Source organism: Mycobacterium sp. NGS63 (assembly GCF_059812295.1).
In genome coordinates, this window is sequence record NZ_JCALCJ010000005.1 from 280,047 (window position 1) to 306,522 (window position 26,476).

Here is a 26,476-nt window from a genome sequence, read left to right on the forward strand (position 1 = left end):
CGTGACCGCCAAACTGCCAAGCGAATTCGCCGACCTGGAGCCGTTCTCCGCCTGGTGCCTGGACAGCGAGCCGCAGCGCTACCAGAAGCGGCTGGACAGTTCCATGCCCGAGATGCAGGCCTTCTACGACGCCATCACCCCGCGGGCCGAGGAAGCCATTGCCTACTGCGACAAGTTCCCGCTGGACGACCTGCCCGAGGACGTCACCAACCTGATGCACCTGCTGTATTCGATGATCATGGTGTCCTTCCCGGTGGAATGCTGGAAACAGCCGCGGGTGCCGGACTCGGGCGCCTCCAGCCTCGACTGCGTCTCCGAACCCGTCCCGTGACCATCGTGCTGCGGGCCTCGCGCTGGGCCGACGTCGACGCCGGCGAGGTCCGCTCGCCGGCCGTGCTGGTGATCGAGGGCGACCGGATCAGCGCCGTCAATCCCGTTGAGCCGCCGCCGGATTCGGCGACGGAGATCGACCTCGGCGACGTGACGCTGCTGCCGGGCCTGATGGACATGGAGCTCAACCTGCTGATCGGCGGCCCCGGCGGGCCGGAGGGCCTGCCGAACCCGATGCACGGCGTGCAGGACGACCCGGCGTACCGCACGCTGCGCGGCGCCGTCAACGCCCGCACCACCCTCGACGCGGGCTTCACCACGGTGCGCAACCTCGGTCTGATGGTCAAGACCGGCGGGTACCTGCTGGACGTGGCGCTGCAGCGCGCGATCGACCAGGGCTGGCACGCCGGTCCGCGGATCGTGCCGGCCGGCCACGCCGTCACGCCGTACGGCGGGCACCTGGACCCGACGGTCTTTCAACGGCTGGCCCCGGGCATCATGCCGCTGAGCGTGGCCGAGGGAATCGCCAACGGGGTGCCCGACGTCCGGGCGTGCGTGCGCTACCAGATTCGCCACGGCGCCAAGCTGATCAAGGTGTCGGCGTCCGGCGGCGTGATGTCGCACAGCACCGCGCCCGGCGCCCAGCAGTACTCCGACGAGGAGTTCGCCGCCATCGCCGACGAGGCGCACCGCGCCGGCGTCCGCGTCGCCGCGCACGCCGTCGGCGACACCGCCATCCGCGCCTGCATCAGGGCGGGCATCGACTGCATCGAACATGGCTTTCTGGCCACCGACGACACGATCCAGATGATGGTCGACCACGGCACCTTCCTGGTGTCGACTACGTATCTGACCGAGGCGATGGCCGTGGACCGGATCGCGCCGGAACTGCGCAAGAAGGCCAACGAGGTGTTCCCGCGGGCAAAGTCCATGCTGCCCAAGGCGATTGCCGCCGGCGTACGCATCGCCTGCGGGACCGACGCGCCGGCCATCCCGCACGGCCAGAATGCCAAGGAGCTGTGCGCGCTGGTGGACCGCGGCATGACGCCGATGCAGGCGATCCGCGCGGCGACGGTGACCAGCGCCGAGCTGATCGAGGCCGAGCACGAGCTGGGGCGCCTCGCCCCCGGTTATCTCGCCGACGTCATCGCGGTGCCGGGGGATCCCTCGCGGGACATCGCGACCACCCTCGACGTTCGCTTTGTCATGAAAGACGGCCGCGTGCACCGGGTTTCGGAGCCGGGCGCATGAACCCCGCCGAGCTCACCGACAACATCCTGTGGCTGCTCAAGCAGGCGTTCCACTTCTCGCTCACCACCGTCAACGAGGCCATCAGCGGACACGGTGTGACGACCGCCCAGATCGGTCTGATGCGCCAGCTTGCCGACGACCCCGGCCTGTCGGGCGCCGAGCTGGCCCGCCGGCTGCTGATCAGCCCGCAAGGAGTCCAGCTCGCCCTGTCCGCACTCGAGAGGCGCGGCCTGGTGGAGCGCAAGCAGGATCCGCAGCACGGACGGATCATGCAGACTTACCTCACCGACGAGGGACGCGCCGTCACCGCGGCGGTGCTGGCCGATGCGATCGCCGCCCACGAGAGCGTGTTCGGGGTGCTGACCGAAGACGAACAACAGCTGCTGCACGATCTGCTCGCCCGCGTAGTCGAGAAGGGCACCGGACACACGTTGCTCAGCGAGCGCAACGAATCCTGATCGGCGCGTGATGGCTGAGGCGGTACTTGTCACCGGTGCCTTTGGCCTGGTCGGCTCGGCGATGGTGAAGCGGCTGGCGGCCGACGGCCGCCGGGTGATCGCGACCGGCCGCGACAGCCCGGCCAATCGCAAAGCCGCGCAACGACTCCCGGCCGGTGTGGACCTTCGCTGGGCCGATCTCGCCGATCCCGCCGACATCGAGCGGGTGGTCGCCGAGGTCAAGCCGACCGCGATCATCCACCTCGCGGCCGTCATCCCGCCCGGGATATATCGCGACGCCGTCTTTGCCCGCAAGGTCAACGTCGACGCGACCGCGGCCCTGGTGCGCAGCGCCGAGGCCCTGCCGAATCCGCCGCGTTTCGTGCACGCGTCGAGCTCGGCCGTGTACGGCGCGCCCAACCCGCATCGGTTCCCGGAGCTGTGTCGCCCCGACACGCCGACCCGGCCGTGCGATCTGTACGGCGGGCACAAGCTCGAAGCCGAGCAGGCGGTCCGGGCGTCGGGCCTGGAGTGGGTGATCGCGCGGCTCGGTGCGGTGTTCACCGTCGATCCGGCCGAAGAGCACTTCGACACCGACATCGCGTTTTTCGGCAGCCTGCTGCCGACGGATGAACGGGTGCACTCCGTCGACTCGCGCGATGTTGCCGTCGCACTGGCGGCGGCAACGACCGCGAACGTCGTCGGGGAAACCCTGCTGGTCGCCGGCGACGAGTCACACCTGTTGACGCAGCGGGACACGACAGAGGGTCCGGGGGACGCGCGGGGGCTGCAAGGACTGAGCGAGGCGATGTGCGGGCGGCCGGGAAATCCCGACGGCGACGACGACTGGTTCCTCAACTGCTGGATGGACGTCAGCCGGGCCCAGGAGGCCCTGTCGTTTCAGCGGCATTCGTGGCCGGACATGCTCGAGGAGATGCGGGCGATCGCGGGCTGGAAGCGCTACCCGATGCGGCTGGCCGCCCCGCTCGTGCGCAGCGCGCTCAACCGCCGATGCGCCTACCGCGATCGGCCCGGCGAGTACGCCGATCCGTGGCCCGGGCTGCGCGCGCGATACGGCGAACCCAGCCTGGACGCCACCGCGCCCTAGGCCTATGTCAAGTACTTGATAACTATGACAAGTGCTTGATACTCTGACGCGGATGGGACAGCCAGGTGGAGGTCCGGATCCCCAAGACGATTCGGCGGCCGACGGTTTCGCGGCGCTGCGCATCAAGCGGGTGGTGCGGGAAACCGGCGACGCCGTGTCGCTGGTGCTCGACGTGCCCGCCTCGGACGAGCCCCGGTTCTGCTACCAGGCCGGCCAATTCCTCACGCTGCGGGTTCGGGTGAACGGCCTCGAACACCGGCGCTGCTACTCCATGTCGTCGACGCCGGTCGCGGGGGAGGACCTGCGCATCACGGTCAAACGCGACGCCGGCGGGGTGGTCTCGAACTGGATCAACGACACCGCATCGGCCGGCGACGAAATCCACGCGGAACCGCCGGCCGGGCGCTTCGTCCTGCATGACAGCGATCGCGACCTGGTGGCCTTCGCCGGGGGCAGCGGCATCACCCCGGTTTTCTCGCTGATCCGCTGGGCGTTGGCGAACACGAGCCGGACGGTCCGGCTGTTCTATGCCAACCGCAGCCGAGATTCGGTCATCTTCGCCGACGCGCTGGCCCGGCTGGCAGCGCACCACCCCGACCGGCTGGTGGTCGAGCACCACGTCGACGACGACAGCGGGGTGGTCCGCGCGGACCAGATCAACGGGTTCCTAGGGCGTCCCGACCACGCCGACGTCTACATCTGCGGGCCCGCGGCCTTCATGGACATCGCGGAGGGGGCCGTGCTCGGCAGCGGCGTGCCCCGCGACCGAGTCCACTTGGAGCGCTTCGACATTCCGCAGGTGCCCCAAGCCCCGGCCGGAGGTCCGGCCACCGCGGAGGTAACCATCCATCTCGACCGCCAGAAGACCAGGGTCGCCTACCGCGGCGGCGAGACCCTGCTGCAGACGGCGCGCTCGGCGGGACTGCGGGCGCCGTCGTCGTGCGAAACCGGTTCCTGCGGAACGTGCATGGCCCGGCTGACCGAGGGCAGCGCGCGAATGATCAACAACGACGCACTGACCGAGGAGGAGGTCGCCGACGGCTGGGTCTTGACCTGCCAGTCGGTGCCGACCAGCCGAACGGTCACGGTGGTCTACGAGTGATGGGACGGACAACAGTGAGGCACACACGATGACGCGGGTGGCGGTGGTGACGGGCGGCGCGTCGGGCATGGGCGAGGCCACGTGCCACGAGCTGGGCCGGCGCGGGCACAAGGTCGCGGTGCTCGACGTCAACGGTGAAGCGGCGCAGCGGGTTTCCGAGGAGCTGCGCGGTGACGGGGTCGCGGCGCTCGGCGTCGCCGTCGACGTCACCGACCGCCCCGCGGTGGAGGAGGCCTTCGCCAAGGTGCGCAACGAGCTGGGGCCCGTGGGCATCCTGGTGACCAGCGCCGGGGCGGTCGGCTTCGACGACTTCATCGACATCAAACCGGAGGCGTGGACGCGGATCATCGACGTCAACCTCAACGGCACCTTCCACTGCTGCCAGGTGGCGCTGCCCGACATGATCGCCGCCAAATGGGGCCGCATCGTGATGATTTCGTCGTCCAGCGCGCAGCGCGGATCACCGAGGATGGCCCACTACGCGGCCTCCAAGGGCGCGGTGATCACGCTGACCAAGTCGCTGGCCAACGAGTACGCGCGGCTGGGCATCACGGTGAACAACATCCCCCCGTCGGGCATCGACACCCCGATGCAACGGCAGTCGCAGGCCGACGGGAACGTGCGCTCCAACGAGGAGATGGCCGCCCGGATCCCCATGGGCCACCTCGGCACCGGCGACGACATCGCCGCGGCGGTGGGCTTCTTGTGTTCGGAGGAGGCCGGCTTCATCACCGGCCAGGTGCTCGGGATCAACGGTGGGGCCGTGATGTGAGCAGAGCAGATGATTTCGGACAGCCACGGAAAACCTTCAAGAGAGGCGGATTCTGATGGGTCGATGGCCTAAGCCGGCGGAGGGCAGCTGGACCGAGCACTACCCGGAGCTGGGTACCGGACCGATCTCCTTCCGGGATTCGACGTCGCCGGAGTTCTACGACCTCGAACGGGAGGCGATCTTCAAACGGGCCTGGCTCAACGTCGGGCGCGTCGAGGAGCTGCCGAAAGCCGGCAGCTACTTCACCAAGGAGATCGAGGCCGCGCGCGCGTCGGTCATCGTGGTCAAGGGCAAGGACGAGGTGGTCCGCGCCTTTTACAACGTCTGCCGCCACCGCGGTAACAAGTTGGTGTGGAACGACTTTCCGCGCGAGGAAGCCCGCGGGACCTGCCGGCAGTTCACCTGCAAGTACCACGGGTGGCGCTACGACCTCAACGGCGCGCTGACGTTCGTGCAGCAGGACTCGGAGTTCTTCGACCTCGACACCGACGACTACGGCCTGCGGCCGGTGCACTGCGACGTGTGGAACGGCTTCATCTTCATCAACCTCGACGAGCACCCGCGCCAAGGCCTGCGTGAGTTCCTCGGGCCGATGATCACCGGGCTCGACGACTACCCGTTCGGGGCGCTCACCGAGCGCTACGACTTTCTGGCGCACAACAACAGCAACTGGAAGATCTTCGCCGACGCCTTCCAGGAGTACTACCACGTCCCGTCGCTGCATCCCCAGCAGGTGCCGTCGGAAGTGCGCGACCCCAACGCCGGGTTCGAGTGCGCGCACTTCCAGATCGACGGGCCGCACCGGGTGGTCTCCACCGCGGGGACCCGCCGCTGGCTGCTGGCACCGGAATGCATGTACCCGATCGAACGGGCCACCCGCAGCGGGCTGGTCGGGCCTTGGCGCACACCGGATCTCGGTAAACTGCCCGACGGGCTCAACCCCGGCGGCATCGAGCCCTGGGGCATCAGCAACTTCCAGATCTTCCCCAACCTCGAGATCTTGATCTACGGCGGCTGGTATCTGCTCTACCGGTACTGGCCGACGTCGCACAACACCCATCGGTTCGAGGCGTACACCGCGTTTCACCCCGCCCGCACCGTGCGTGAGCGGATCGAGCACGAAGTGGCCGCGGTGGTGCTCAAGGAGTTCGCCCTGCAGGACGCCGGCATGCTCGGCGGGACCCAGGCGGCCCTGGAAACCGGCGTCGTCGACGAGTTCCCGCTCAACGACCAGGAGATCCTGGTCCGCCACCTGCACAAGGAGGTCGTCGACTGGGTCGAGCGGTATCAGCGCGAGCTGCAGCCGGCGGGGGTGTGAGCCATGACCAAGCCCCTATTGCCCAGCGCCTTCGCCGAACTCGAAGGGTTCGCGCAAACCTGGTGTCTGGCAACCGAAGCCGAGCGCTGGAACCAGCGGATGGCCAGCAGCATGCCCGAGATGCGCAAGTTCTACGACGCGTTCTTTCCCCGGCTGGAAGAGGCGATCGACTACTGCGACAAGTTCCCGCTCGACGACCTTCCCGAGGACGCGTTGCACCTGCTGCACCTGATCTATTCGTTGGTGATGGTCGCGATGGCGGTCGAAGTCTTCGCCCAGCCCAAGCCCACCGACTCCGCCGACGCCGTCCTCGACCGCGTCGGCGAACCAGTGCCGTGACTCCCACCAGAAAGGACGGGCGATGAGCCTGATCACCATCAACAAACTGACCGCGTCGGTCGGCGCCGAAGTCCTCGGCGTGGACGCCGAGCGGTTGGCCTCCGATGACCTGCTCGGCGCCGCGGTGATGGAGGCGCTGGAGGACAACGGCGTCTTGGTCTTTGGCGGGCTCGGGCTAGACCCCGAGGCGCAGGTGGAGTTCTGCCGCCGCCTCGGCGAGGTGGACTATTCGTCCGACGGCCACCACCCGGTGGCGGGCATCTACCCGATCACGCTCGACACGTCGAAGAACTCGTCGGCCGCCTACCTTCGGGCCACCTTCGACTGGCACATCGACGGCTGCACCCCCGTCAACGACGAGTGCCCACAGAAGGCGACCCTGCTGTCGGCCGTGGCGGTCGCGGAACGCGGCGGCGAGACGGAATTCGCCAATTCCTATGCGGCCTACGAGGAATTGACCGACGAGGAAAAGCGGCGGTTCGGCTCGCTGCGGGTGGTGCACTCCCTGGAGGCCTCCCAGCGCCGCGTCACCCCCGACCCCACGCCGGAGCAGGTGCGGCGCTGGCGGCAGCGGCGCACGCACGAGCATCCCCTGGTATGGACGCACCGCAGCGGCCGCAAGTCGTTGGTGCTGGGCGCCTCGGCCGACTACATCGTCGGCATGGACCTCGACGAGGGCCGCGCGCTGTTGGCCGAATTGCTCGACCGCTCAACGAGTCCCGACAAGGTGTACCGCCACAACTGGTCGGTCGGTGACACCGTCATCTGGGACAACCAGGGCGTGCTGCACCGGGCGGCGCCCTACGACCCGAACTCTCCGCGGGAGATGCTGCGCACCACCGTGCTCGGCAACGAACCGATCGAGTAGAGCAACCGACCCGAGGAGCTCCATATGCGGCTGCCGCCGCTGCCCGACGGCGACTGGGACGACGACGCCCGCGCCTCCGTCAAGGCCCTGCTGCCGCCCCAGCGCGCCAACGCGCGCGACGCCGGCAACGTGCTGGCGACCATGGTCCGCCACCCCGACCTCACCCGCGCGTATCTGCGCTTCAACGCCTACCTGCTGCGGGACTCCACGCTGAGCGCGCGGGTGCGCGAGGTCGCGTTGCTGCGCATCGTGCACCGGTGCGACTGCGACTACCTGTGGTCACACCACGTGCCGATCGCGCACCGCGCGGGGCTGACGTCAGCGGAGATCGACGCGATCCGCGACGGCGGGCTGAGCCGGGAGCCGGACCGGCTGGTGGTCCGCGCGGTGGACGAACTCGACGAGCACAGCGCGATTTGCGATGCGACTTGGGCGGAACTCGGCCACCACTTCGATGACCGCCAACGCATGGACCTGGTGTTCACCGTGGGTGGCTACCGCCTGCTCGCGATGGCGGTCAACACGTTCGGAATCCAGGAGGAAGACCCCCATGCGCGGGACTGATCTATAGCGGTGTGGCCTGCTGGGCCAGGTTCAGCAACATGTAGGCGAGGCAGAACAGGAAGTTGAGCACGACCAGAACCAGCCCCACGAACATCAGGGAGCGGGTGCCGCGCCGCTTCAGGCGCTTCAGCTTCGCGCCGCGCGCCTCCCGGTTCAACTGCATCGCGATCAAGGCGAAATTCACATCCGTCACTTCGTCGCGCGCGACCGGCACGCCCGCCAGCATCGCCCGCAGGCGCTCCGGCGCGGTGTAGACCCCTACGCGCGCGAAACGGTGACACAGACGCCGCGCCCTGCGGCGGCCGAGCGCCTGATAGCGCAGCTGTATTTGATGCAGGAGATGACCACGTTCGTCGCCCCAGGCGTTCGACCGGGTGGTCACAAGCCCGGAGTCTAATTCGATTCGGCGTGATTTCGGGAGGTCTGAGCCAAGAAACGAAGATTGATTCTGCGGCCATGGCGACAAAGTGCGAGAAGACTACGCCCTCAACGCAGAATCAACGCAACATCCGCCACACTGGCTTCGATGCTGCGGCCGAGGCCGCGCGCTCAGGGCCTGAGCTCAATGAACCCGGCCGCGCTGAAATCTTCGTCGAACGCGTACGCCTCGCGGAGTTTCTTCTTACGCATCAGCGCGAAACTCGCGGCATCGACGAACGAATACTCTCGCTCGTCGTGTCGCGCCAGCCATTCCCACGCCTCTTCCTCGAGCTCGGCCGTCACGTGTTCGACCCGAACGCGACTGCTGTAGCGAATGGCAGCCGCGGCAGCCGCGACTCGATGGCCGCAGCGCCGATTGAGCAGTGTCCATGTTTCGCCCAGCACGTGGTTCGACGTCATGACGACGGAAGGCTTGCCGGCCCAGAGTTCCTTGGCGGTCGCGTGGTGGGCGTCCGTGGCGTTCCCGAGAGCCGCCCAGAATGATGTGTCAACGAAGATCATCCACGTTTTCCGTAGACCACGTCATCAATGGACGTGGATAGGTCCGCTCCGCCGTCGAATGAACCGATGAAGGCATCGACCGGGTCCGGGTCGCGCGCCCGAAGACGATCGGCCACGTACGCCCGGATGAGAGCGGCTTTCGATTTGCGCTGCCGGCGAGCCTCGGCGCCAAGGGCTTGATCCAGCTCTTCTTCGATGTAGATCTGCAGCCGCTTCATGCGCCGATCATACGTCGTCGCGTGCAGTGATGTATACATCACTTAGGCGCGGCGATCCGATCGCGCAGTCGCTCAGCCTCGGGCAGGTCCAGGTAGCGCTCGAGGTTGCGGTGCATGTTGATCACGCGCCGCTCCTCGCCGGAGAGCGCCAGGTGGGTGAAGCCGGGCTGGTGCAGGCCGCGCTGCAGGCCGGCGAGCAGGCGGATGTCCTGGGTGAGCACCAGGCCGGGCTCGGCCTCGCCGGCGGTGGTGCGCATCTCGGCCGGCTTGGCGCGCGGCGCGCCGGGCGCCATCCGGGTCATCAGGAAGATGACCAGCTCGCCGTGATCGGGATCGGACCCGGGCCGCGAGCACATGATGGTCAGGTGGTCGGCGTTGGCCAGAAACGTCATGTTCGGGAACACGTTGTACTGGTGCAGCCGGGTGATCCGGTCGGTGTCGGCCCAGTCGAGGTCGACGCCGCGGGAAGCCGCGAACGCCCGGGTGCGTTCGGCGATCAGGTCGGCGACCGTCTGCCCGGGCCGGCGCTCGTCGGCCGGGAAGGGGGTGCCCTCGGCCGCCCCCATCAGCGCGCCCTGCGTGTAGACGTAGGCGTCCCACACCTCTTCGTCGCTCAACGCGCCGCCGAAGCGGGGGCTCTGCACGCCGTAGGGCTGGTCCGACTTGCCGGTGTGACCCCAGATCCGTTGCGGCGCATGGATATCGTCGACGCACCGCAGCAGCTCGGGATGCAGCGTCTGGATGTGGTAGGTCTCGCTGTACCCGTCGGCGATCGTCTTCCAGTTCGCGTCGACGTCGACGGTGAGGGTGGCATAGCAGCGGAAGTCGCCCAGCCGGCACCAGGCGATGTCGTCGGGCACCGCCTCCAGGTAGTCGAGCAGCGGCATCGCGCCGAGGTCTAGGTTGACGAAGACCATCCCCTCCCAGGCGTCGACCCGGGCCGGGATCAACGGGAAGTCGGACATCTTCAGCGAGCCGAAGCCCTTGCGGTTGGGGACCCGCTTGAGGGCGCCGGCCAGGTCCCACGTCCAGCCGTGGTATCCGCACTTGAGCTCGCGCAGCCCCGAACCCGAGCCGGCGCACAGCGAGTTGCCGCGATGGCGGCAGACGTTCTGGAACGCGCGCAGCACGCCGTCGTCCCCGCGGACGATCAGCACCCCGTATGGGCCGCAGCGGTATTCGAAGTAGTCGCCGGGCTCGGCGACATGGTCGACCATGCACGCCAGCTGCCACACTTTCGGCCACATCCGCTCGACCTCGAGCGCGGCGAACGCCGGCGAGTAGTAGCGCTCGGCCGGCACCAGGGTGGGGCGGTCGGGCGGGGTGCCGATCGCGTCCGCGTCCATCGAGGGACCCCTAGCGCGCTCCGCGCACCAGCCGTCCCGGCCGCGCCCCGGTGTCGACGTCCTTGCGGCGCGTGACCGTCCCGCTGACGATGGTCGCCGCGTAACCGCTTGCGCCCTGCAGGATCCGGTTTCCGCCGGCCGGCAGGTCGAAGGCCATCGCCGCGGGGTGCAGCCGCAGGGCGTCCATGTCGATGACGTTGATGTCGGCCTTCTTGCCCGGCTCGATGGTGCCGCGGTCGGTGAGCCCGAACAGGTGCGCGGTGTCGCGGGACTGCTTGCGGATCACGTACTCCAGCGGCAACTTCTCGCCCCGGCGGCGGTCCCGCGCCCAGTGCGTCAGCAGGAAGGTGGGATAGGAAGCGTCGCAGATCATCCCGCAGTGGGCGCCGCCGTCGGAGAGCCCCAGCACTCCCGCGGGGTGCAGCATCATCTCGCGGATCGCGTCGCAGTTGCCGTCGGCGTAGTTGAACAGCGGCAGCATCAGCATGTTGGTCGCGTCGGACTCGAGCATGAGGTCGTAGAGGGTCGCCAGCGGGTCCTCGCCGCGCGCCTTGGCGATCGCCGCGACCGTGCGGTCGGGCGTGGGCTCGTAGTCGGGCGGATTGCCCAGGGCGTAGAGCCGGTGCAGCGAGTGCTGCACCAGCGCGAACATCCCGTCGAACAGCAACGTCGGGTCGACGGGCAGGTCGTCCTCGGCAAGGATCGCCGCCTTCACGGCGGGGTCGGCCAGCCGCTGCGCCAGCTCGGCGCGGCCGCATTCGGCGGCCAGCCGGCGGTAGGTGGGCCGATGGCTGAAGCCGTGATGGCCCTGGAAACCGATCATCATGCCGAACGGGCGCGCCGCGATCTGGGGGTACAGGCGGGCGCCCGCCGCGTGCGCGTCGGCGGACAGGTCCAGCATCTCGCGCCAGAGCTTGGGGTCGGCATCGACCTGAATGAGGGCGAACGACACCGGCCGGTCGATCTCGCCGCTGAGCCGCCGCATCCAGTCGAGTTCCTTCTTGGGCCCGATGATGTCCTCGCCCGCGGCGCCCTGCGGGGCCAGCTCGAAGACGGCCTGGCCGCCGGCCGCCATGGCGCGGCCCAGGCCGAACAGCTCTTCCTCGGCGGCGAAGGTGCCGGGCACGGGTTCGCCGTCCATCGCGCGGTGGCCCATGGTGCGCGACGTCGAAAAGCCAAGGGCGCCGGCCTCGACCGCCTCGGTGACCAAACGGGCCATGGCCGCGATGTCGTCGGGAGTGGCGGGCTCGTTGCGGGCGCCCCGCTCGCCCATGGCGTACGCGCGGATGGCGCCGTGCGCGACCTGGCTGCCGACGTCGATCGCGAAATGGTGTTTGTCGATCGCGTCGAGGTATTCGGGGTAGCTCTCCCAGCCCCAGGTGATGCCCTCGGTGAGCGCGGTGCCCGGAATGTCCTCGACGCCCTCCATCAACTCGATCAGCCACTGCTCGCTGCCGGGCCGGACCGGCGCGAAGCCGACGCCGCAGTTCCCGGTGACCACCGTGGTGACGCCGTGCCCGCTGGACGGCTCCAGCAGGCCGTCCCAGCTGACCTGGCCGTCGTAGTGGGTGTGGATGTCGACGAAGCCGGGGGCCACCACATGACCCGTCGCGTCGATGGTTTCGGCTGCCTCGCCGGCCATCTCGGCGTCGCCGGCGCTCGGGTTGTCTGGAAGGCGGACTATGTCGACGATCTTGCCGTCCTTGATGCCGATGTCGGCCCGGTAGCGCTGCGCGCCGGTGCCGTCGACGACGGTGCCGCCGGTGATCTTCAGGTCGAACATGAGACTCCTCTTCGCCGCCGCGGGCTGTCTCGGAGGGATGAGCGGAAGGCGCCCAGCATTTCGCTACGGTAGGTAGCGTAACTCGTGGCGCGGCGAAGGCAATAGCTTCGGCCGAATTCGCCCAGCCCTACAAAGAACCCTTGAGGGCGGCAACGGTTTCCAGGTCGTCGAGCGCCGCGACACCGCGCCGCAGGCCTTCCATGGCGATGCCCTCGGCCTGCATTCCGCCCATCCCCGCGGTGATCAGCGGGGCCACGTACGCGTACAGGGCGGCCTGCCGGTACCGCAGCCACAGATCGTCGCGGTCGAGGTCGGGCCCGCCCGCCGCCGCCAGCGCGCGCCGGTAGTCGTCGAGCAGTTCGCGTTGCGTCGCCCGGCGGTCCTCGGTCGTCAGGCTGGTGATCAGCGTGTACGCCAGCTCGCGTGAGGGATGTCCGCGCCGCACCGCCTGCCAGTCCAGCAGCCCCGCCTTGCCGCCGTGGAAGTACATGTTGCCGGGGTGGGCGTCGCCGTGCATGACGGTGTGCGGGGGAGTGTCGATCAGCGTCGCGACCGCGCGGTAGTTGTCGGCGATGAACCGACCGTTTTCCACCGGGACGTCGGTGCGCTCGGCGAGGCGCTTGATCGACGCGTGCATCAGCGAGCCGGTCAGCAGCGAGGTCACGTCGCCCGACGGGGTGTACAGCCAGCCCAGCGGCCCGCGGCCGTCGCGCGGCAGGCGGTCCCAGAAGCCGGCGTGCAGGCCGGCCAGCAATTCGATGACGAGGCTGGCCCGGTCGGGGGAAAGCGGGTGCAGGGTGTCCGGGAATTCGCACGACTCGACCGGCAGGTCCTCGAGGACCAACAGGTACCGGCCCGTCCAGCTGTCGAACGCCGCGCCGTGGGCGTGCGGGACGCCGTGAACTTGTGGTGCGAGCTGGCTGTAGAAGCGCACCTCGGTGTCGCCGAGCCGCCCGAGTTCACCCATCAGGCGGGTGGCCGCGGTCTCGGCGGCGACCTTGACGAACACCGACTCGGGCACGTCCTTGCCGGTCAGCACGAGCCGGGCCCGCGACGACGTCCCCGCGTCCCGGCCCAGGATGCGCACCGTCCGGACGGTGGTTCCCATGACCTTGGACAGGACCCGGGCGTCGATGTCGTCGACCGTGCGGGGCAATCCCAGGCGGGCGCCCACCAGCGCGTCGGTGGTCACCCGGCCGACGCCGCGGCCCAGGTGAGCGGCCAGGCCCACGAACGAAAGAGCCTGTCCCACAGCGTTTTTCATATCCACACCGTCCTGGTTCGGGACCCTGCGCCGGTCGGGGGGAGCACCGGCGCAGCATCCCGTCAGACAAAAATAGCAGAACGTCTGGACTTCAGACAATCCGCGGTTATTGTCTGATCTGTGGCACCAGGGCCCGCACCACGAACTGCTCGACGAATTCGCGTTTGTCGGCCACCGGGCGGCGCCGCCACGAGGGTGCCAGCAGGAACAGCGTCGTGCTGTGCAGCCACTCGACGATTGATCGAAAGTCCAGGTCGCCGTGCAGGCGCCCCGCCGCCCGCCACCGCGTCAGCAGTGGTTCGTAGTGCCGCAGCAGCACCTCCACGAACGGCTCCGAGCTTTTCCCCAGGGCCGAGGCCACCGCGGTGCTCTCGGCGGCGAACAGCGCCTCGTTCAGCGGGTTGCCGTCCACCGACTCGACGCGGGCCAGGACCATCTCCGGAACCGACCGAACCGGGTCGTCGGGCGCCGGCAGCGAGCGCACCAGCTCGCCGAGCGCGTTGTCGACCCGCATCAGCATCAGGCCCAGCAGGACGTCGTCGCGGCCGGGGAAGTACCGGTATACCGTCGAGCGCGACACGCCTGCCTCGTCGGCCACTTCGCCCATCCGGAACTGGGTGTTGCCGCGGCGCACGATGCAGCGGCCCGCGGCGTCGAGGATCCGCCTGCGGGCCTCCTCGTCGTCGAGGATCGCGCGGTCGGCTCCCCACCACCGGCTCGGTTCCATGGCGCCGATGGTACGGGATGCGTTGTGCTACTTCGGTATCTGATGTCGACCCGTTTTGCGCCAGGTCCGGCCGGACACGAGTCCCGTTGCGGCGCAATGGCTTAACCGGCCGGGGAGGGCGATGATGGGGTACTCCGCCGCCGACGAGTCGTTCACCCACCAGGCGCCGACGACCTTCGACCACGTGCACGACCCCGATCCGACGTGGTCGGACCGGTGCTATTTCTTCGCCGCGTCGCCGGACGGCACGATGCTGCTGGCCAGCGGCTACGGCAACAATCCGAACACCGCCAGCGGCTTGGGCTACGTCAAGGTCAGCCTCGCCGACGGGCGGCACTGGGATCTGTTGTCGGGCCGGCCGGTGACGGGCGCCGACCGCGACGACCTGCGCGCCGGGCCCATGCGCTGGACGTGCGTCGAGCCGCTGAAGAAATGGCGGCTCGACGTCGAACCGAACGGGTCCGGAATCGAGTGGGAGCTGTACTACGAGCCCACCGCCCCGATGTGGGAGCTGCTGCCGATGACGGTGCGTGACCCGGCCGGCCGGCTGCTGGCCGACATGTACCACATGAAGGAACCCGGGCGGTGGAGCGGCTGGGCGCAGATCGACGGCGAGCGCGTCAGCGTCGACGGGTTCCACGGCGGTCGCGACCGCACCTTCGGCGTGCGGGTCGCCGACCAGATCGACTTCTGGCTGTGGCTGGACGCGGGATTCGACGACCACGCGATCGAAGCGTGGATCATCGAATCCTGCGACGGCACGGTCAATTACGTCGACGGCGGCATCACCTACGCGAACGGCGAGATGTCGAAGCGATTCGTCAAGATCGAGCACGACGTCGAATTCGACGGCGACCGCAAGCGCCCGGCCCGCGCGGTCCTGGTGTTCACCGACGAGGACGGCGCGACCCACCGCGTGACCGCCGACGCCGCCCATCAGCACGTCAACGCCTACTACGGGCTGCCGATGGCGCACTGCGCATACGAGGACCTGGGTGGCGGCGCCTACTTCATCCACTTCCGTTGGGACAGCACCGATTCGGCGCAGCTGGCGGAGACGGAGGACAAGTCGATGGCGCTCGACCAGCTGATGCGGTTCGAGCGCGACGGCGACACCGGTTGGGGCATCTTCGAATTGCTGCTCGGCGGCCGGGGCTACCGCCGCTATCCCAACTGGACGGCGATGGACATGTCGGCGTTCACCCAGGACAAGACTCCAATCGAGCGCCTGCCCTCGGACGGTGCGGGCCAATGACGCTGAGCGCCAACGCCGAACGCCGCCTGGCCGCGTGGTTGCGCGCGCAGGCGCCCGACGCCGACGACGTCCGCATCGAGGGCCTGGACCGGGTGAACTTCGGGCATTCGGCCGAGATGATGACGCTGGATGTCGTGACCCGCCGCGGCGAACACGACAGCCGCCGGCCCGTGGTGCTGCGGCTGCGGCCCAAGCCGCCCGCCCTGCTGGAACCCTACGACCTGGCGCGCCAGTTCACGATCCTGCGCGCCCTGGCGGACACGCCGGTGCGCGCCCCGCGGGCGCTGTGGCTCGAGGACACCGGCGGCGTGCTCGGGCGGCCGTTCTTCGTGATGGAACGCGCGGCGGGGCAGGTCTACGAGATGGAGCCGCCGGCCGACGTCGCGGACGCGACCGTGGTGCGGATGTGTCGGAGCCTGGTCGAACAACTCGCGGCGATCCATGCCGTCGACCTCGCGCAGACCGGCCTCGACGCGCTCGACGGTGGGCGCGAGCACCTCGACCGCGAGCTCGACCACTGGGCGGCCGAGATGAACAGGGTCAAGCGCGGCCCGCTGCCCGCCCTGGAGCGGCTCCGGGAGTCGCTGCTGGCCACCAAGCCCGAGCCCTGCCCGCGGATCACGCTGGTGCACGGCGACGCCAAACCGGGCAACTTCGCCTTCACCAACGGCGAGGTGAGCGCGGTGTTCGATTGGGAGATGACCACGGTCGGCGATCCGCTGACCGACATCGGCTGGCTGGAAATGCTGTGGATGCAGCCCGTCGGCATCAACACCCATCCCGCGGCGCTCACGATCGATGCCCTGCTGGCGCATTACGAGTCGGTCAGCGGGATCCGGGTCGCCAACCGGGCCTGGTATCGGGCGCTGAACGCCTACAAGATGGCCGTCATCTGCCTCATCGGCGCCATGCTCGTCGAGGACGGTCACAGCGACGACCAAAAACTCGTGCTGGCCGCCTACGGCACCTCGCTGCTGACCAGGGCCGGGCTCACCGAGCTGGGCGTCGACGAAGCCCTCGACGACGGCCCCGTCCTGCCGCGCGACGAACGCATCCAGCAGGTCCTGGCGGGCGCGACGTAGCGGATTTCACCCCTCGGTGACGCTGTTCAGCGCGCCATCTAGCGTGCTGAACAGCGACAAAACGCCGTCCAAGCCGGTGAGCTTGATCGGCCTGCTGGTGGCCGGCCCGTTGGCGACGACCGCGAAGCGAGTGGGCGGCGCGACCTCGGACTGCGCCGTGACCAGCACGGTCATTCCGGCCGAGGCCAGAAAGTCCACCTTCGACAGGTCGACGATCACAGCCGCGGGCCCGGCGGCCAGCGCGGTGCGGATCGCCTCGTCCAGCTGCGGCGCGCTGAGCATGTCCACCTCGCCCGAGACGCTGAGCACTACGGCCCCGTCCACCTGGCGCTTTCCTATGTCGAAGGGCGCCGCGTCGGCCGTATCGCTGGATTGTTCGATCATGCTTTTCACTCACATTCGCCCGCGCGGAACACCGAAGAATCGAAATAGCCTGCAAAGACCCTCGCCAATCGGGGCTGTCGACTCAACCCGCACCACGCCGTATTGACAAGAAACACTCCATCGATTCTGCGCCACCATTCCGAGGCGCAGCCCGCGCGTGATTAGTCGATCGTAAGCCATGACGAAAACGACACCCGTAACCGCGGCCCGGAGCGGGCCGCGGCTGAACGAATTTGGGCGCCCCGACGTGGTCCGCAGTGGGCGATTTGGGCCCGGACAAATTCGAAAGGACGGTGGGCATGGAGCCCGATGACCACGGGGGCGGCCCGGGCGGCGCGCCCGGCGATACCGAGCCCGATAGGCCCCGCGTGACGCGGCGCAGCGCGCTGCTGGGAGCGGGCGCCATCGCCGGTTTCGCCGCGGCGGACGTGGGCGCGTTCGCCTACGCCGGCGGGTGGCGGCGGCCCGGGGCGGCGGCGCCGCTCACCCCGGCGGCGTTCGCGGATCGGTTCGAACAGGTCTACGGCCGCCACGCCGGGTTCCGGCGCAACCATGCCAAAGGGCTGAGCGCCACCGGATCCTTCGTGAGCAACGGCGCGGGCGCGGCCGTCTGCCGGGCCGCCGTCTTTCGCCCCGGCACCGTCCCGCTCGTGGGGCGGTTTTCGCTGGGCGGGGGCCTGCCGGAGGCGCCCGACAAGCCCGACACCGTCCGCGGCCTCGGCCTGCTGTTCGTAGCGCAAGGCCAGCAGTGGCGCACCGCGATGGTCAACCTGCCCGTCTTCACCGACAGCACCCCGCAGGGGTTCTACGAGCGGTTGCTGGCGTCGAAGCCGCGGCCCGACACGGGTAAGCCCGATCCCCATGAGCTGGCGGCATTCCTCGATCGCCATCCCGAGACCGTCGCGGCTATGAAGGTCATCAAGCGGTCACCGCCCAGCGCGGGATTCGCCGACAGCACGTTTTACGGGCTGAACGCCTTCCGGTTCACCAACGGCGCCGGCGCCACCGTTCCGGTGCGCTGGTCGGCGGTCCCGCAGGATGCCGCCGGGAGCGGCGCCCCGCCGCCGGGCCGGGATTACCTGTTCGACGACCTCATCCGCGCGGTGGCGCGGCGGCCGCTGACATGGCGGCTGATCCTCACCGTGGGCGAGCCCGGTGATCCCACCAACGACGCCACCAAGCCCTGGCCGCGATCGCGACGATCCATCGACGCCGGCACCATCACCATCACCGGTGTGCAGACCGAGCGGGCCGGCAACGCGCGCGACATCAACTTCGACCCGATGGTGCTGCCGGACGGCATCACCGCCTCCGACGACCCGCTGCTTCCGGCGAGATCGGCGGTCTACGCCCGCTCCTTCACCCGCCGCGCCGGAGAGCCCAAGTCGCCCAGCGGGGTCACCGTGGCAGGGGTGCTCTCGTGACCACAGCGGAAACCGCCGGGCCCGCAAAGCGTTTCGCCCTCACCTCCCGGATATTGCACTGGCTGACGGCGCCGATGGTCGTCGCGCAGCTGCTCGTCGGCGTCGCCATGGTCGCCTCGCTGAGCTACTACCCGTCGCTGCTGGCCGTGCACCGGCCGCTGGGGATGTTGATCCTGGTTTTCGCCGTGGCGCGCCTGGCCAACCGGCTCACGCACCGGCTGCCGCCGTTCCTGGCCACGATGGGCCCGGTCGAACGGCGCGCCGCGTCGGGGTCGGAGTACCTGCTGTATGCCTTGCTCCTGGTGCAGCCCCTGATCGGGTGGGCGATGCTGTCGGCCGCGCGATTCCCGGTCGCGCTGGCGGGACCGCTGCACCTGCCGGGCATCGCTCCGGCCCGCCTCGACCTTTACGCGGTGCTGCGGCAGGCCCACGGCGTCGTCGCCGTCCTGCTTTTCGCGACGTTCACCGCCCACGTCTGCGCGGTGCTGTTTCACACGCTGGTCCTGCGTGACGGGCTGCTGGATCGGATGGCGCTGTGGCGCACCAAGGACTCCAGCCAATAGCCGGATCCCATGCGAACATGACCGTCGTGACGTACGACAGCGACCTCACCGGCCTGGTGGTCATCGACCCGTACAACGATTTCATCTCCGAGGGCGGGAAGGTGTGGGACCGGCTCAAGGGTGTCGCCGAGGCCAACCGGTGCGTGCCGCATATGCGCCAGGTCCTCGACGCCGCGCGCGGCGCCGGCATCCGCGTTTTCTATGCGCTGCATCGCCGGTACCGGCCCGGTGACTACGAGACGTGGAAGTACGTCGCCCCGATCCAGCGGGCGGCGTGGTCGCGCAAGACGTTCGAATACGGAACCTGGGGCGCCCAGCTGCACCCCGGCTTCGAGCCGCAGCCCGGCGACGTCGTCGCCAAGGAGCACTGGTGTTCCAGCGGATTCGCCAACACCGACCTGGACCTCCTGCTCAAGAAGCACGGCATCCAGCGGCTCATCATGATGGGGCTCATCGCGCACACCTGCCTGGAGGCGACCGTGCGATTCGGCGCCGAGCTGGGCTACGACGTCACGGTGGTCAAGGACGCGACCGCGAGTTATTCCTAGCGGGAGATGCACGCCGCGCTCGAGGTCAACATCCCGAACTACGCCGGCGCGGTGCTCACCGCGGACGAAGTCGTCGCCGCGATGACCGCCCGCTGATGTAGGCGTTGCATGCTCGCGAATATGATCGGCACGATCTGAGCTTGGCGGTGCGCCGTCACCGACAGTGCCCCGAGGGAGTGGAGAGTTTCATGTCGAACCAGCAGCAAGCCGACCGGATGACGTCGGGCAAGGGGTTCATCGCAGCGCTCGACCAGAGCGGCGGCTCGACGCCGAAGGCGCTTCGCCTCTACGGCATCGAGGAGGACGCGTACTCCTCCGAGAAGGAGATGTTCGACCTCATCCACGAGATGCGTTCGCGGATCATCACCTCCCCGGTCTTCACCGGCGACCGGGTGCTGGCCGCGATCCTGTTCGAGCAGACCATGGACCGCGACATCGAGGGCAAGCCGTCGACCACCTACCTGTGGGAGACCAAGGGCGTGGTGCCCATCCTCAAGATCGACAAGGGGCTGGCCGAGGCGTCCGACGACGTGCAGCTGATGAAGCCGATGCCGGGACTCGACGACTTGCTGGAGCGGGCCGTGGCCAAGGGCGTCTTCGGCACCAAGGAGCGGTCGGTGATCGGCGGCGCCAACGCCGACGGCATCGCCGCGGTGGTCGCCCAGCAGTTCGAGGTCGGCCACCAGGTGCTCTCGCACGGCCTGGTGCCCATCCTCGAGCCCGAGGTGACCATCTCGATCGCGGACAAGGCCGAGGCCGAGGCCATCCTGCGGAACGAGATCACGAAGCGACTCGACACCGTGCCCGACGGGCAGCGGGTGATGCTCAAGCTGAGCCTGCCCACCGAGGCCAACTACTACCGGCCGCTGATCGAGCACCCGAAGGTGATGCGGGTGGTCGCGCTCTCCGGCGGCTACTCCCGCGAGGAGGCCAACGAGCTGCTGGCCAAGAACACGGGCCTGATCGCCAGCTTCAGCCGGGCGCTCACCGAGGGGCTCTCGGCCGACCAGTCCGACGAGCAGTTCAACGACACCCTGGACAAGTCGATCCAGTCGATCTACGACGCCTCGGTCGCCGGCTGAGGCTCGCGCCTTGTCTGAGGCGCCGAATGTGAATCTCGCGACGCGACTCGCCGTTGATTCGTCGTGAAATTCACTCTCGGCGAGCCGACGCTTCAGTAGCGGTGGTTGGCGAGGGGCGGCCCGCCGTGGCCGGTGTCGCCTTCGTCGGACACCAGGGCGGGCACCATTTCGCTGGTCACCAACCCCGCGTGCCGGGTGAGTTCGTCGACGACGTCGAAGCAGTCGGCGATGTTGGCGGGCGTGTCGACGACGACGGTGACGACGGGGACGCGGCGTCCCAGGGCGAGCAGCTTGTCGCCGTGGGGTGGGTGATCGCCGTGGAAGCCCCACACGCCGCGTAGCACGGTGGCGCCGTCGGGCGTTTCGCGGCGCCGCAGCCGCTGGAGCAGGGCGCGGTGAATCGGGGAACCGCCGTGGCGGGCCGTCTCGGAGGTGTAGATGGTCAGCTTCTGCCACAGCGGCAGGCCGTCCTGATCGGTCTGCGGCAACGCGTGCGGCCGCTCGAGCAATTCGCCGTCGCGCTTGCACACCCGGACCCGTTCGACGGTGACCATGGGCCGGCGCAGCAGCCCGCCGAGCTCGGGCAGGACCCGGCCGATGCGCTCCCCGGAGCCCACGGCAACGATCACCATCGGGACGTCGGCGTTGCGGCCGAGAAAGCGGGCGCGCTGCCGCTGCCCGTGCGCGGTGCCGTCGACGCCCAGGAACACCGATGCGCCGGCCAGTCGGCGGCGATACATCAGGTCGCAGATCGCGACGTGGGCGGGCACCCCGTAGACGCGTTCCTTGCGGCCGACGTAGATGGTCAGCTTGACGGCCTCGTTCAACTCGTCGGCCAGCTGAAGCGGCCCGATTTCGTAGCGCAGCAGCCGCGCCCGCTCCAGCGTGACCAGGCCGCGCTGCTTGATCGCGAGCACCGGGTCCAGCAGCGCCTCGATCGCCTTTCTGGTGTCCACCGCGACGATCGCCACGGGCGGGTCCTCGGACAGTGTCAGGGATTCGTCGGTCCGCAGGTGGCGGCCCGTGCCGAATCCGCCGATGCCGCGCAGCACGACGCTGCTGGCGATGCGGTGCTGCGCGTACAGCCGCAGCAGCACGTCGGAGACGAAGCCCTCGCGGGTCCGCCGGCGCTCGGCCATGTAGGTGGTGAGCTTCAGGCAATCTTCGTCCACGGCCGCTCCTCAGGCCTTGCCGGGCGCGCCGAGCGCCCCGACGATGATCCGGGTGGTGCGTTCGGCTCGGCGCCGCGAATACCGTTGCGGCTCGGACAAAATCGGGTACACGACCCCGCCGACGATGGCGTCCGCCGCCGACTCGGCTGCGGGCGCGTCGATGCCGCCGGCCACGAGCCGGGCCCGGACGCTGTCGTGCAGCGGCTCGCTGAACCCGGCGCGCAGCTTCACGGCGGTGTCCTCGTGCTCCATGCCGGCGACGGTCAGAATGCGCAGCATGGCCGAGCCGCGCGCCGTGGTCAGGCTGGCGACGAGCTTGCCCACCCAGCGCACCAGGTCGGCCGCCAGGTCGTCGGTGTGGTCCACCGACGCCAGGATCTTGTCGGCGTCCTCGAGCATGACGTCGGCGACCAGTGCGGGACGGCTGGGCCACCAGCGATAGATGGTCTGTTTCCCCACCCCGGCCCGCGCGGCGACGGCCTCGATCGTCAGGCCGTCGAATCCGCGCTCGAGAAGCAGCTCTCGGGTCGCGGTGACGATCGCCGTGCGCGACTTCTCGCTGCGGCGCCTCGGCGTGAGACCGGTTGGCATCTGGTGTCCTCGTTGGCGGGTCGAGCCCGCTTTACTTCTCCGGACCCGGCCCGTAGTCTGCCACAAGACGAGACGGTTCGTCTTGTAAGGAAAGGGCAGCGGTCTTCCATGGCGTGTCGTCTCAGCCGCGCGGGAGCGCCGTTATGACCCTGGGATTGACCCCGGAGCAGCAGGACCTCGGCGCCGCCGTCGCCCAATTCGCCCACCGGCACGCCCCCATCGCCGCCACCCGCGACAGCTTCGACGCGCTGGCGGCGGGGCACCTCCCGGACTGGTGGGATGCCCTGGTTGCCAACGGCTTTCACGCCGTGCACCTGCCGGAGCGCCTGGGCGGCCAGGGCGGGCGGCCGGTGGACGTCGCCTGCGTGCTGGAGGCCGCGGCCAAGGCCTTGCTGCCCGGCCCGCTGCTGCCGACCGTGATCGCGGGAGCCGTTGCGCTGCTGGCCGATCCGGGGCCGGCGGCCGAATCGCTGATCCGTGACCTTGCCGCCGGCGCACCCGCCGCGGTTGTCCTGCCCGGCGGCGCGGACTTCCGGGCCCGTCGCGACGGCGGGCGCTGGGTGCTGACCGGCAGCTCGCAGGTCACCGCGGGTGTGCGCGCGGCGCGGGTGATCCTGGTCGGGGCCGGCGCCGACGACGGCGAGGTCGTCTGGGTGCCGGTGGAAACCGGACAGCCCAGTGCCACAGTCGAATCCGTGCCCGGAACCGACCTGGTGGCCGACGTGGGAATCCTGCGGCTCACCGACTACCCTGCGGCCGAAACGCTTACCGGTATCGACCCGGACCGCGCGGCATCCGTCGCGGTGGGGCTGGTCGCCAGCACTACGGCCGGCATCGCGCAGTGGTGCGTGGACGCGGTCACCGCGCACCTGCGCACGCGCGAACAGTTCGGCAAGGTGATCGGGACCTTCCAGGCCCTGCAGCACGGTGCGGCGATGCTCCTGGTCAACAGCGAGCTGGCCACCGCGGCGGCCTGGGATGCGGTGCGCGCCGTGGACGAACCACTCGACCAGCACCGCCTCGCGGCGGCGGGGGCGGCGACGATCGCGGTCTCGCCGATCCCGGACCTGGTCCTCGACGCCCTGACGATGCTCGGCGCCATCGGTTTCACCTGGGAGCACGACGCGCACCTGTACTGGCGGCGCGCCATCAGCCTGGCGGGATCGATAGGTCCGGCGAATCGCTGGGCGCGGCGGCTGGGGGAGCTTGCGTGCACCCAGACGCGCGACATGTCGGTCAACCTCGGCGACGCGGAAGCCGAATTCCGGTCGTGGGTCGCCGAAACGCTGGATGCCGCAATGCAGTTGCGCAACGACACGCGCGCGCCGCACGGCGACTACCCGGACCAGGCCTCCGGTCCCCAGCGCACGTTGCTCGCCGACGCCGGCCTCATTGTGCCGCACTGGCCGGCGCCGTGGGGCGTCGACGCTGGCCCGTTGAAACAGCTCATCATCGACGAGGAGTTCGCCAAGCGACCCGGGCTGGTCCGGCCGTCGCTGAACATCGCCGAGTGGATCCTGCCCTCGGTGCTGGCCGCCGCGCCAAAAGAGCTGCAGGAGCGGCTGATCCCGCCGACCCAACGCGGCGACATTCATTGGTGCCAGCTGTTCAGCGAGCCGGGCGCCGGCTCCGACCTCGCGTCGCTGGCCACCCGGGCGACCAAGGTCGACGGCGGCTGGCGGATCAACGGTCACAAGATCTGGACGTCGCTGGCGCAGTACGCAGACCTGGGTGCGCTGCTGGCGCGCACCGACCCGGAAGCCAGCAAGCACCGCGGCATCGGTTACTTCATCCTCGACATGCAATCGTCCGGCATCGAAATCCAGCCGATCAAGACGGCGACCGGGCAGGCGCACTTCAACGAGGTGTTCCTCAACGACGTGTTCGTGCCCGACGAGATGCTGCTGGGCGCCCCTACCGACGGCTGGAGCCTTGCGATCGCCACCATGGCCGAAGAGCGTTCCGCCATCAGCGGATACGTCAAGTTCGACCGGGCCATTGCGCTGCGGCGGCTCGCCGCACAACCGGGGCCCGACCGCGACGACGCCTTGCGCGAGCTCGGCGAACTCGACGCCTACACCAACGCCATCAGGGCGCTCGGGGTGCGGGAAACCATCCGGCTGCTCGACGGCCAGGCGTCCGGCCCGGCCTCCAGCATCGCCAAGGTCGCGATGAATGTGCTGCTGCGGCGGACCTTCCAGGCCACGTTGCAGCTGACCGGGCAGGTCGCGATGGTCGACGACCCCGACGCCGCGGTCGTGGAACCCTACCTGCACCTGCCCGCGGAACTGATCGGCGGGGGAACGCGGGAGATCCAGCTCAACATCATCGCGCAGATGATCCTCGGATTGCCGCGAAAGTAGGACAGCTCATGGGATTACGTGGAGAAGCCGCGATCGTCGGATACGTCGAACTTCCGCCCGAACGCATGACCAAGGCGTCGCCCGCGCCGTTCGTCCTGGAACAATGGGCGGAACTCGGCGCCGCCGCTCTCGCCGACGCGGGACTGCCATTCGAGGTCGTCGACGGCATCGTGGCGTCGCACCTGGCCGAGTCGGAGATCTTCGTCCCGTCGACCATTGCCGAATACCTCGGCGTGGGAGCGAGATTCGCCGAACACGTGGACCTGGGCGGTGCCAGCGCCGCGGCCATGGTGTGGCGGGCCGCCGCCGCCGTCGAACTGGGCATCTGCGACGCGGTGCTGTGCGCGCTGCCCGCCCGGTACATCACCCCGATGTCGCCGAAGAAGCCCAGATCGCTGGGCGACGCGTTGTATTTCGGGTCGTCGAGCAACCAATACGGCTCCCCGCAGGCCGAATTCGAGATCCCCTACGGCAACCTCGGCCAGAACGGCCCGTACGGCCAGGTGGCCCAGCGCTACGCGGCGGTCTACGGATACGACGAACGGGCGATGGCCAAGATCGTGGTCGACACCCGGGTCAACGCCAACCACACCGAGGGCGCGATCTGGAAGGACAAACCGCTCACCGTCGAGGACGTGCTGGCCAGCCCGGTCATCGCCGATCCGCTGCGCATGCTCGAGATCGTGATGCCCTGCGTCGGGGGTGCCGCTGTCGTCGTCGCGAACGCCGACCTGGCGCGGCGGTCGCGCAATCGGCCGGTGTGGATCAAGGGATTCGGCGAGCACGTGCCGTTCAAGACGCCGACCTACGCCGAGGACCTGTTGCGCACCCCGATCGCCGCGGCCGCCGACACAGTCTTCGCCATGACCGACCTGAGCCGCGACGACATGGACATGGTCTCGATCTACGACTGCTACACCATCACCGTGCTGCTGTCGCTCGAGGACGCCGGCTTCTGCGAAAAGGGCACGGGCATGGAGTTCGTCGCCAACCACGACCTGACCTTCCGCGGCGACTTCCCGCTCAACACCGCCGGCGGGCAGCTGGGCTTCGGGCAGGCGGGGCTGGCGGGCGGCATGCACCACGTGTGCGACGCCACCCGCCAGATCATGGGCCGCGCGGGCGCCGCGCAGGTCGGCGACTGCGACCGCGCCTTCGTGTCCGGCAACGGCGGCATCCTGTCCGAGCAGACGACGCTCATCCTGCAGGGAGACTGACCATGGCGAAATTCGAACGACCGATGCCGGTCAAAACGCCGACGTCCGCGCCCTTTTGGGACGCGCTGGCGCAGCACCGCATCGTCATCCAGTACTCGCCGTCCACGCAGAGCTACGTGTTCTACCCGCGGGTGCGGGCCCCGCGCACCCTGGCCGACGACCTGGAATGGCGCGAGATATCCGGCATGGGAACGCTGTACTCGTTCACCGTGGCCCGCCGGCCCGTCGGCCCGCACTTCGCCGACGCCGTCCCGCAGTTGCTGGCCATCGTCGAATGGGACGAGGGCCCGAGGTTTTCCACCGAGATGGTCAACGTCGATCCCGGCCGGCTACGCGTCGGGATGCGGGTGCGGCCGGTGTTCTGCGACTACCCCGAGCACGACGTCACCATGCTGCGCTACGAGCCTGCCGACTAGGTTCACATCC

At 69.2% G+C, this 26,476-nt stretch carries 29 protein-coding genes; 19 read left to right on the forward strand and 10 right to left on the reverse strand.

Features of this window, described 5'->3' with window-relative positions:
- Position 1: 1 nt before the first annotated feature.
- From AC5Y4Z_RS15380 to AC5Y4Z_RS15425, 10 genes are read left to right on the forward strand one after another with little or no spacing between them, the layout of a single operon-like run.
- A complete protein-coding gene (locus AC5Y4Z_RS15380; protein WP_499965313.1) occupies positions 2-331 on the forward strand; it encodes a hypothetical protein in 330 nt (109 codons plus the stop codon).
- Positions 328-1,581, forward strand: a complete 1,254-nt coding sequence (locus AC5Y4Z_RS15385; RefSeq protein WP_499965314.1) for a metal-dependent hydrolase family protein — start codon at positions 328-330, stop codon at positions 1,579-1,581. The genes AC5Y4Z_RS15380 and AC5Y4Z_RS15385 overlap by 4 nt, the downstream gene beginning before the upstream one ends.
- A complete protein-coding gene (locus tag AC5Y4Z_RS15390; protein ID WP_499965315.1) occupies positions 1,578-2,039 on the forward strand; it encodes a MarR family winged helix-turn-helix transcriptional regulator in 462 nt (153 codons plus the stop codon). Before AC5Y4Z_RS15385 ends, AC5Y4Z_RS15390 begins: the two co-directional genes overlap by 4 nt.
- Before the next feature lie 10 nt (positions 2,040-2,049).
- Positions 2,050-3,126 (forward strand): NAD-dependent epimerase/dehydratase family protein, encoded by a 1,077-nt coding sequence (locus AC5Y4Z_RS15395; protein ID WP_499965316.1) that lies wholly within the window; start codon positions 2,050-2,052, stop codon positions 3,124-3,126.
- Between the two features lie 52 nt (positions 3,127-3,178).
- Positions 3,179-4,228 (forward strand): 2Fe-2S iron-sulfur cluster-binding protein, encoded by a 1,050-nt coding sequence (locus AC5Y4Z_RS15400; RefSeq protein ID WP_499965317.1) that lies wholly within the window; start codon positions 3,179-3,181, stop codon positions 4,226-4,228.
- A 28-nt stretch (positions 4,229-4,256) separates the two neighbouring features.
- Positions 4,257-5,000, forward strand: coding sequence for an SDR family NAD(P)-dependent oxidoreductase (locus tag AC5Y4Z_RS15405; RefSeq protein ID WP_499965318.1), 744 nt, complete (start codon positions 4,257-4,259; stop codon positions 4,998-5,000).
- Between the two features lie 55 nt (positions 5,001-5,055).
- Positions 5,056-6,318 carry an aromatic ring-hydroxylating oxygenase subunit alpha gene (locus AC5Y4Z_RS15410; RefSeq protein ID WP_499965319.1) on the forward strand — a complete coding sequence of 421 codons (1,263 nt, stop codon included), beginning with the start codon at positions 5,056-5,058 and terminating at the stop codon, positions 6,316-6,318.
- A 3-nt stretch (positions 6,319-6,321) separates the two neighbouring features.
- Positions 6,322-6,657 (forward strand): hypothetical protein, encoded by a 336-nt coding sequence (locus AC5Y4Z_RS15415; RefSeq protein ID WP_499965320.1) that lies wholly within the window; start codon positions 6,322-6,324, stop codon positions 6,655-6,657.
- Positions 6,658-6,679: 22 nt separating this feature from the next.
- Positions 6,680-7,525 (forward strand): TauD/TfdA dioxygenase family protein, encoded by an 846-nt coding sequence (locus AC5Y4Z_RS15420; protein ID WP_499965321.1) that lies wholly within the window; start codon positions 6,680-6,682, stop codon positions 7,523-7,525.
- Between the two features lie 24 nt (positions 7,526-7,549).
- Positions 7,550-8,089 (forward strand): carboxymuconolactone decarboxylase family protein, encoded by a 540-nt coding sequence (locus AC5Y4Z_RS15425; protein ID WP_499965322.1) that lies wholly within the window; start codon positions 7,550-7,552, stop codon positions 8,087-8,089.
- Position 8,090: 1 nt separating this feature from the next.
- Here AC5Y4Z_RS15425 and AC5Y4Z_RS15430 read toward each other — a convergent pair whose 3' ends face one another.
- The 7 genes from AC5Y4Z_RS15430 to AC5Y4Z_RS15460 all read right to left on the reverse strand — a co-directional run bounded on the left by AC5Y4Z_RS15430 (position 8,091) and on the right by AC5Y4Z_RS15460 (position 14,369).
- Complete coding sequence (locus tag AC5Y4Z_RS15430; RefSeq protein ID WP_499965323.1) at positions 8,091-8,471, reverse strand: hypothetical protein; 381 nt, start codon at positions 8,469-8,471, stop codon at positions 8,091-8,093.
- Positions 8,472-8,638: 167 nt separating this feature from the next.
- On the reverse strand, positions 8,639-9,031 hold the full coding sequence (locus AC5Y4Z_RS15435) for a PIN domain-containing protein (RefSeq protein ID WP_499965324.1): 393 nt from the start codon (positions 9,029-9,031) through the stop codon (positions 8,639-8,641).
- A complete protein-coding gene (locus AC5Y4Z_RS15440) occupies positions 9,028-9,249 on the reverse strand; it encodes a ribbon-helix-helix domain-containing protein (protein WP_499965325.1) in 222 nt (73 codons plus the stop codon). The genes AC5Y4Z_RS15435 and AC5Y4Z_RS15440 overlap by 4 nt, the downstream gene beginning before the upstream one ends.
- Before the next feature lie 38 nt (positions 9,250-9,287).
- Positions 9,288-10,595, reverse strand: coding sequence for an aromatic ring-hydroxylating oxygenase subunit alpha (locus tag AC5Y4Z_RS15445; RefSeq protein ID WP_499965326.1), 1,308 nt, complete (start codon positions 10,593-10,595; stop codon positions 9,288-9,290).
- 10 nt (positions 10,596-10,605) lie between these two features.
- Complete coding sequence (locus AC5Y4Z_RS15450) at positions 10,606-12,378, reverse strand: N-acyl-D-amino-acid deacylase family protein (protein ID WP_499965327.1); 1,773 nt, start codon at positions 12,376-12,378, stop codon at positions 10,606-10,608.
- A 127-nt stretch (positions 12,379-12,505) separates the two neighbouring features.
- Positions 12,506-13,642 (reverse strand): phosphotransferase, encoded by a 1,137-nt coding sequence (locus AC5Y4Z_RS15455; protein ID WP_499965328.1) that lies wholly within the window; start codon positions 13,640-13,642, stop codon positions 12,506-12,508.
- Positions 13,643-13,748: 106 nt separating this feature from the next.
- Positions 13,749-14,369 (reverse strand): TetR/AcrR family transcriptional regulator, encoded by a 621-nt coding sequence (locus AC5Y4Z_RS15460; protein ID WP_499965329.1) that lies wholly within the window; start codon positions 14,367-14,369, stop codon positions 13,749-13,751.
- A 124-nt stretch (positions 14,370-14,493) separates the two neighbouring features.
- Here AC5Y4Z_RS15460 and AC5Y4Z_RS15465 point away from each other — a divergent pair, with 124 nt between their 5' ends.
- Both AC5Y4Z_RS15465 and AC5Y4Z_RS15470 read left to right on the forward strand, forming a co-directional pair.
- Positions 14,494-15,624, forward strand: a complete 1,131-nt coding sequence (locus AC5Y4Z_RS15465) for an Rv3169 family protein (protein ID WP_499965330.1) — start codon at positions 14,494-14,496, stop codon at positions 15,622-15,624.
- On the forward strand, positions 15,621-16,706 hold the full coding sequence (locus AC5Y4Z_RS15470; RefSeq protein ID WP_499965331.1) for a phosphotransferase family protein: 1,086 nt from the start codon (positions 15,621-15,623) through the stop codon (positions 16,704-16,706). The genes AC5Y4Z_RS15465 and AC5Y4Z_RS15470 overlap by 4 nt, the downstream gene beginning before the upstream one ends.
- 6 nt (positions 16,707-16,712) lie before the next feature.
- Here the strand turns inward: AC5Y4Z_RS15470 and AC5Y4Z_RS15475 are convergent, their stop codons facing one another.
- Complete coding sequence (locus AC5Y4Z_RS15475; RefSeq protein ID WP_499965332.1) at positions 16,713-17,090, reverse strand: STAS domain-containing protein; 378 nt, start codon at positions 17,088-17,090, stop codon at positions 16,713-16,715.
- A 299-nt stretch (positions 17,091-17,389) separates the two neighbouring features.
- On the opposite strand from AC5Y4Z_RS15475, the gene AC5Y4Z_RS15480 reads away from it, so the two are divergent.
- The 4 genes from AC5Y4Z_RS15480 to AC5Y4Z_RS15495 all read left to right on the forward strand — a co-directional run bounded on the left by AC5Y4Z_RS15480 (position 17,390) and on the right by AC5Y4Z_RS15495 (position 20,707).
- On the forward strand, positions 17,390-18,514 hold the full coding sequence (locus AC5Y4Z_RS15480) for a catalase family peroxidase (protein ID WP_499965333.1): 1,125 nt from the start codon (positions 17,390-17,392) through the stop codon (positions 18,512-18,514).
- A complete protein-coding gene (locus tag AC5Y4Z_RS15485) occupies positions 18,511-19,077 on the forward strand; it encodes a cytochrome b (RefSeq protein WP_499965334.1) in 567 nt (188 codons plus the stop codon). The genes AC5Y4Z_RS15480 and AC5Y4Z_RS15485 overlap by 4 nt, the downstream gene beginning before the upstream one ends.
- Before the next feature lie 17 nt (positions 19,078-19,094).
- A complete protein-coding gene (locus AC5Y4Z_RS15490) occupies positions 19,095-19,625 on the forward strand; it encodes a cysteine hydrolase family protein (RefSeq protein ID WP_499965335.1) in 531 nt (176 codons plus the stop codon).
- Between the two features lie 188 nt (positions 19,626-19,813).
- Positions 19,814-20,707 (forward strand): fructose bisphosphate aldolase, encoded by an 894-nt coding sequence (locus tag AC5Y4Z_RS15495; protein WP_499965336.1) that lies wholly within the window; start codon positions 19,814-19,816, stop codon positions 20,705-20,707.
- 92 nt (positions 20,708-20,799) lie between these two features.
- Here AC5Y4Z_RS15495 and AC5Y4Z_RS15500 read toward each other — a convergent pair whose 3' ends face one another.
- The gene (locus AC5Y4Z_RS15500; RefSeq protein WP_499965337.1) at positions 20,800-21,879 is read right to left on the reverse strand and encodes a DUF190 domain-containing protein; all 1,080 of its coding nucleotides are present in this window, start codon (positions 21,877-21,879) and stop codon (positions 20,800-20,802) included.
- Positions 21,880-21,888: 9 nt separating this feature from the next.
- Positions 21,889-22,470, reverse strand: a complete 582-nt coding sequence (locus AC5Y4Z_RS15505) for a TetR/AcrR family transcriptional regulator (RefSeq protein ID WP_499965338.1) — start codon at positions 22,468-22,470, stop codon at positions 21,889-21,891.
- Positions 22,471-22,613: 143 nt separating this feature from the next.
- Here AC5Y4Z_RS15505 and AC5Y4Z_RS15510 point away from each other — a divergent pair, with 143 nt between their 5' ends.
- Genes AC5Y4Z_RS15510 through AC5Y4Z_RS15520 form a run of 3 tightly spaced genes read left to right on the forward strand, consistent with a single transcriptional unit; the run spans position 22,614 to position 26,466 of the window.
- The gene (locus tag AC5Y4Z_RS15510; protein WP_499965339.1) at positions 22,614-24,833 is read left to right on the forward strand and encodes an acyl-CoA dehydrogenase family protein; all 2,220 of its coding nucleotides are present in this window, start codon (positions 22,614-22,616) and stop codon (positions 24,831-24,833) included.
- Positions 24,834-24,841: 8 nt separating this feature from the next.
- Positions 24,842-26,050: a thiolase family protein gene (locus AC5Y4Z_RS15515; RefSeq protein WP_499965340.1), complete on the forward strand. Its 1,209-nt coding sequence runs from the start codon at positions 24,842-24,844 to the stop codon at positions 26,048-26,050.
- A 2-nt stretch (positions 26,051-26,052) separates the two neighbouring features.
- Positions 26,053-26,466 carry a Zn-ribbon domain-containing OB-fold protein gene (locus AC5Y4Z_RS15520; protein ID WP_499965341.1) on the forward strand — a complete coding sequence of 138 codons (414 nt, stop codon included), beginning with the start codon at positions 26,053-26,055 and terminating at the stop codon, positions 26,464-26,466.
- The last annotated feature ends 10 nt before the right edge of the window (positions 26,467-26,476 follow it).

What these genes read in the sequence shown, in the direction of transcription:
- AC5Y4Z_RS15495 (WP_499965336.1), top strand. Translation starts at nt 19,814, where the DNA reads ATGTCGAACCAGCAGCAAGCCGACCGGATGACGTCGGGCAAGGGGTTC.
- AC5Y4Z_RS15470 (WP_499965331.1), top strand. Translation starts at nt 15,621, where the DNA reads ATGACGCTGAGCGCCAACGCCGAACGCCGCCTGGCCGCGTGGTTGCGC.
- AC5Y4Z_RS15435 (WP_499965324.1), bottom strand. Translation starts at nt 9,031, where the DNA reads ATGATCTTCGTTGACACATCATTCTGGGCGGCTCTCGGGAACGCCACG.
- AC5Y4Z_RS15520 (WP_499965341.1), top strand. Translation starts at nt 26,053, where the DNA reads ATGGCGAAATTCGAACGACCGATGCCGGTCAAAACGCCGACGTCCGCG.
- AC5Y4Z_RS15420 (WP_499965321.1), top strand. Translation starts at nt 6,680, where the DNA reads ATGAGCCTGATCACCATCAACAAACTGACCGCGTCGGTCGGCGCCGAA.
- AC5Y4Z_RS15480 (WP_499965333.1), top strand. Translation starts at nt 17,390, where the DNA reads ATGGAGCCCGATGACCACGGGGGCGGCCCGGGCGGCGCGCCCGGCGAT.
- AC5Y4Z_RS15440 (WP_499965325.1), bottom strand. Translation starts at nt 9,249, where the DNA reads ATGAAGCGGCTGCAGATCTACATCGAAGAAGAGCTGGATCAAGCCCTT.
- AC5Y4Z_RS15415 (WP_499965320.1), top strand. Translation starts at nt 6,322, where the DNA reads ATGACCAAGCCCCTATTGCCCAGCGCCTTCGCCGAACTCGAAGGGTTC.
- AC5Y4Z_RS15515 (WP_499965340.1), top strand. Translation starts at nt 24,842, where the DNA reads ATGGGATTACGTGGAGAAGCCGCGATCGTCGGATACGTCGAACTTCCG.
- AC5Y4Z_RS15450 (WP_499965327.1), bottom strand. Translation starts at nt 12,378, where the DNA reads ATGTTCGACCTGAAGATCACCGGCGGCACCGTCGTCGACGGCACCGGC.
- AC5Y4Z_RS15475 (WP_499965332.1), bottom strand. Translation starts at nt 17,090, where the DNA reads ATGATCGAACAATCCAGCGATACGGCCGACGCGGCGCCCTTCGACATA.
- AC5Y4Z_RS15390 (WP_499965315.1), top strand. Translation starts at nt 1,578, where the DNA reads ATGAACCCCGCCGAGCTCACCGACAACATCCTGTGGCTGCTCAAGCAG.
- AC5Y4Z_RS15405 (WP_499965318.1), top strand. Translation starts at nt 4,257, where the DNA reads ATGACGCGGGTGGCGGTGGTGACGGGCGGCGCGTCGGGCATGGGCGAG.
- AC5Y4Z_RS15510 (WP_499965339.1), top strand. Translation starts at nt 22,614, where the DNA reads ATGACCCTGGGATTGACCCCGGAGCAGCAGGACCTCGGCGCCGCCGTC.
- AC5Y4Z_RS15490 (WP_499965335.1), top strand. Translation starts at nt 19,095, where the DNA reads ATGACCGTCGTGACGTACGACAGCGACCTCACCGGCCTGGTGGTCATC.
- AC5Y4Z_RS15445 (WP_499965326.1), bottom strand. Translation starts at nt 10,595, where the DNA reads ATGGACGCGGACGCGATCGGCACCCCGCCCGACCGCCCCACCCTGGTG.
- AC5Y4Z_RS15455 (WP_499965328.1), bottom strand. Translation starts at nt 13,642, where the DNA reads ATGAAAAACGCTGTGGGACAGGCTCTTTCGTTCGTGGGCCTGGCCGCT.
- AC5Y4Z_RS15505 (WP_499965338.1), bottom strand. Translation starts at nt 22,470, where the DNA reads ATGCCAACCGGTCTCACGCCGAGGCGCCGCAGCGAGAAGTCGCGCACG.
- AC5Y4Z_RS15425 (WP_499965322.1), top strand. Translation starts at nt 7,550, where the DNA reads ATGCGGCTGCCGCCGCTGCCCGACGGCGACTGGGACGACGACGCCCGC.
- AC5Y4Z_RS15395 (WP_499965316.1), top strand. Translation starts at nt 2,050, where the DNA reads ATGGCTGAGGCGGTACTTGTCACCGGTGCCTTTGGCCTGGTCGGCTCG.
- AC5Y4Z_RS15460 (WP_499965329.1), bottom strand. Translation starts at nt 14,369, where the DNA reads ATGGAACCGAGCCGGTGGTGGGGAGCCGACCGCGCGATCCTCGACGAC.
- AC5Y4Z_RS15410 (WP_499965319.1), top strand. Translation starts at nt 5,056, where the DNA reads ATGGGTCGATGGCCTAAGCCGGCGGAGGGCAGCTGGACCGAGCACTAC.
- AC5Y4Z_RS15465 (WP_499965330.1), top strand. Translation starts at nt 14,494, where the DNA reads ATGGGGTACTCCGCCGCCGACGAGTCGTTCACCCACCAGGCGCCGACG.
- AC5Y4Z_RS15400 (WP_499965317.1), top strand. Translation starts at nt 3,179, where the DNA reads ATGGGACAGCCAGGTGGAGGTCCGGATCCCCAAGACGATTCGGCGGCC.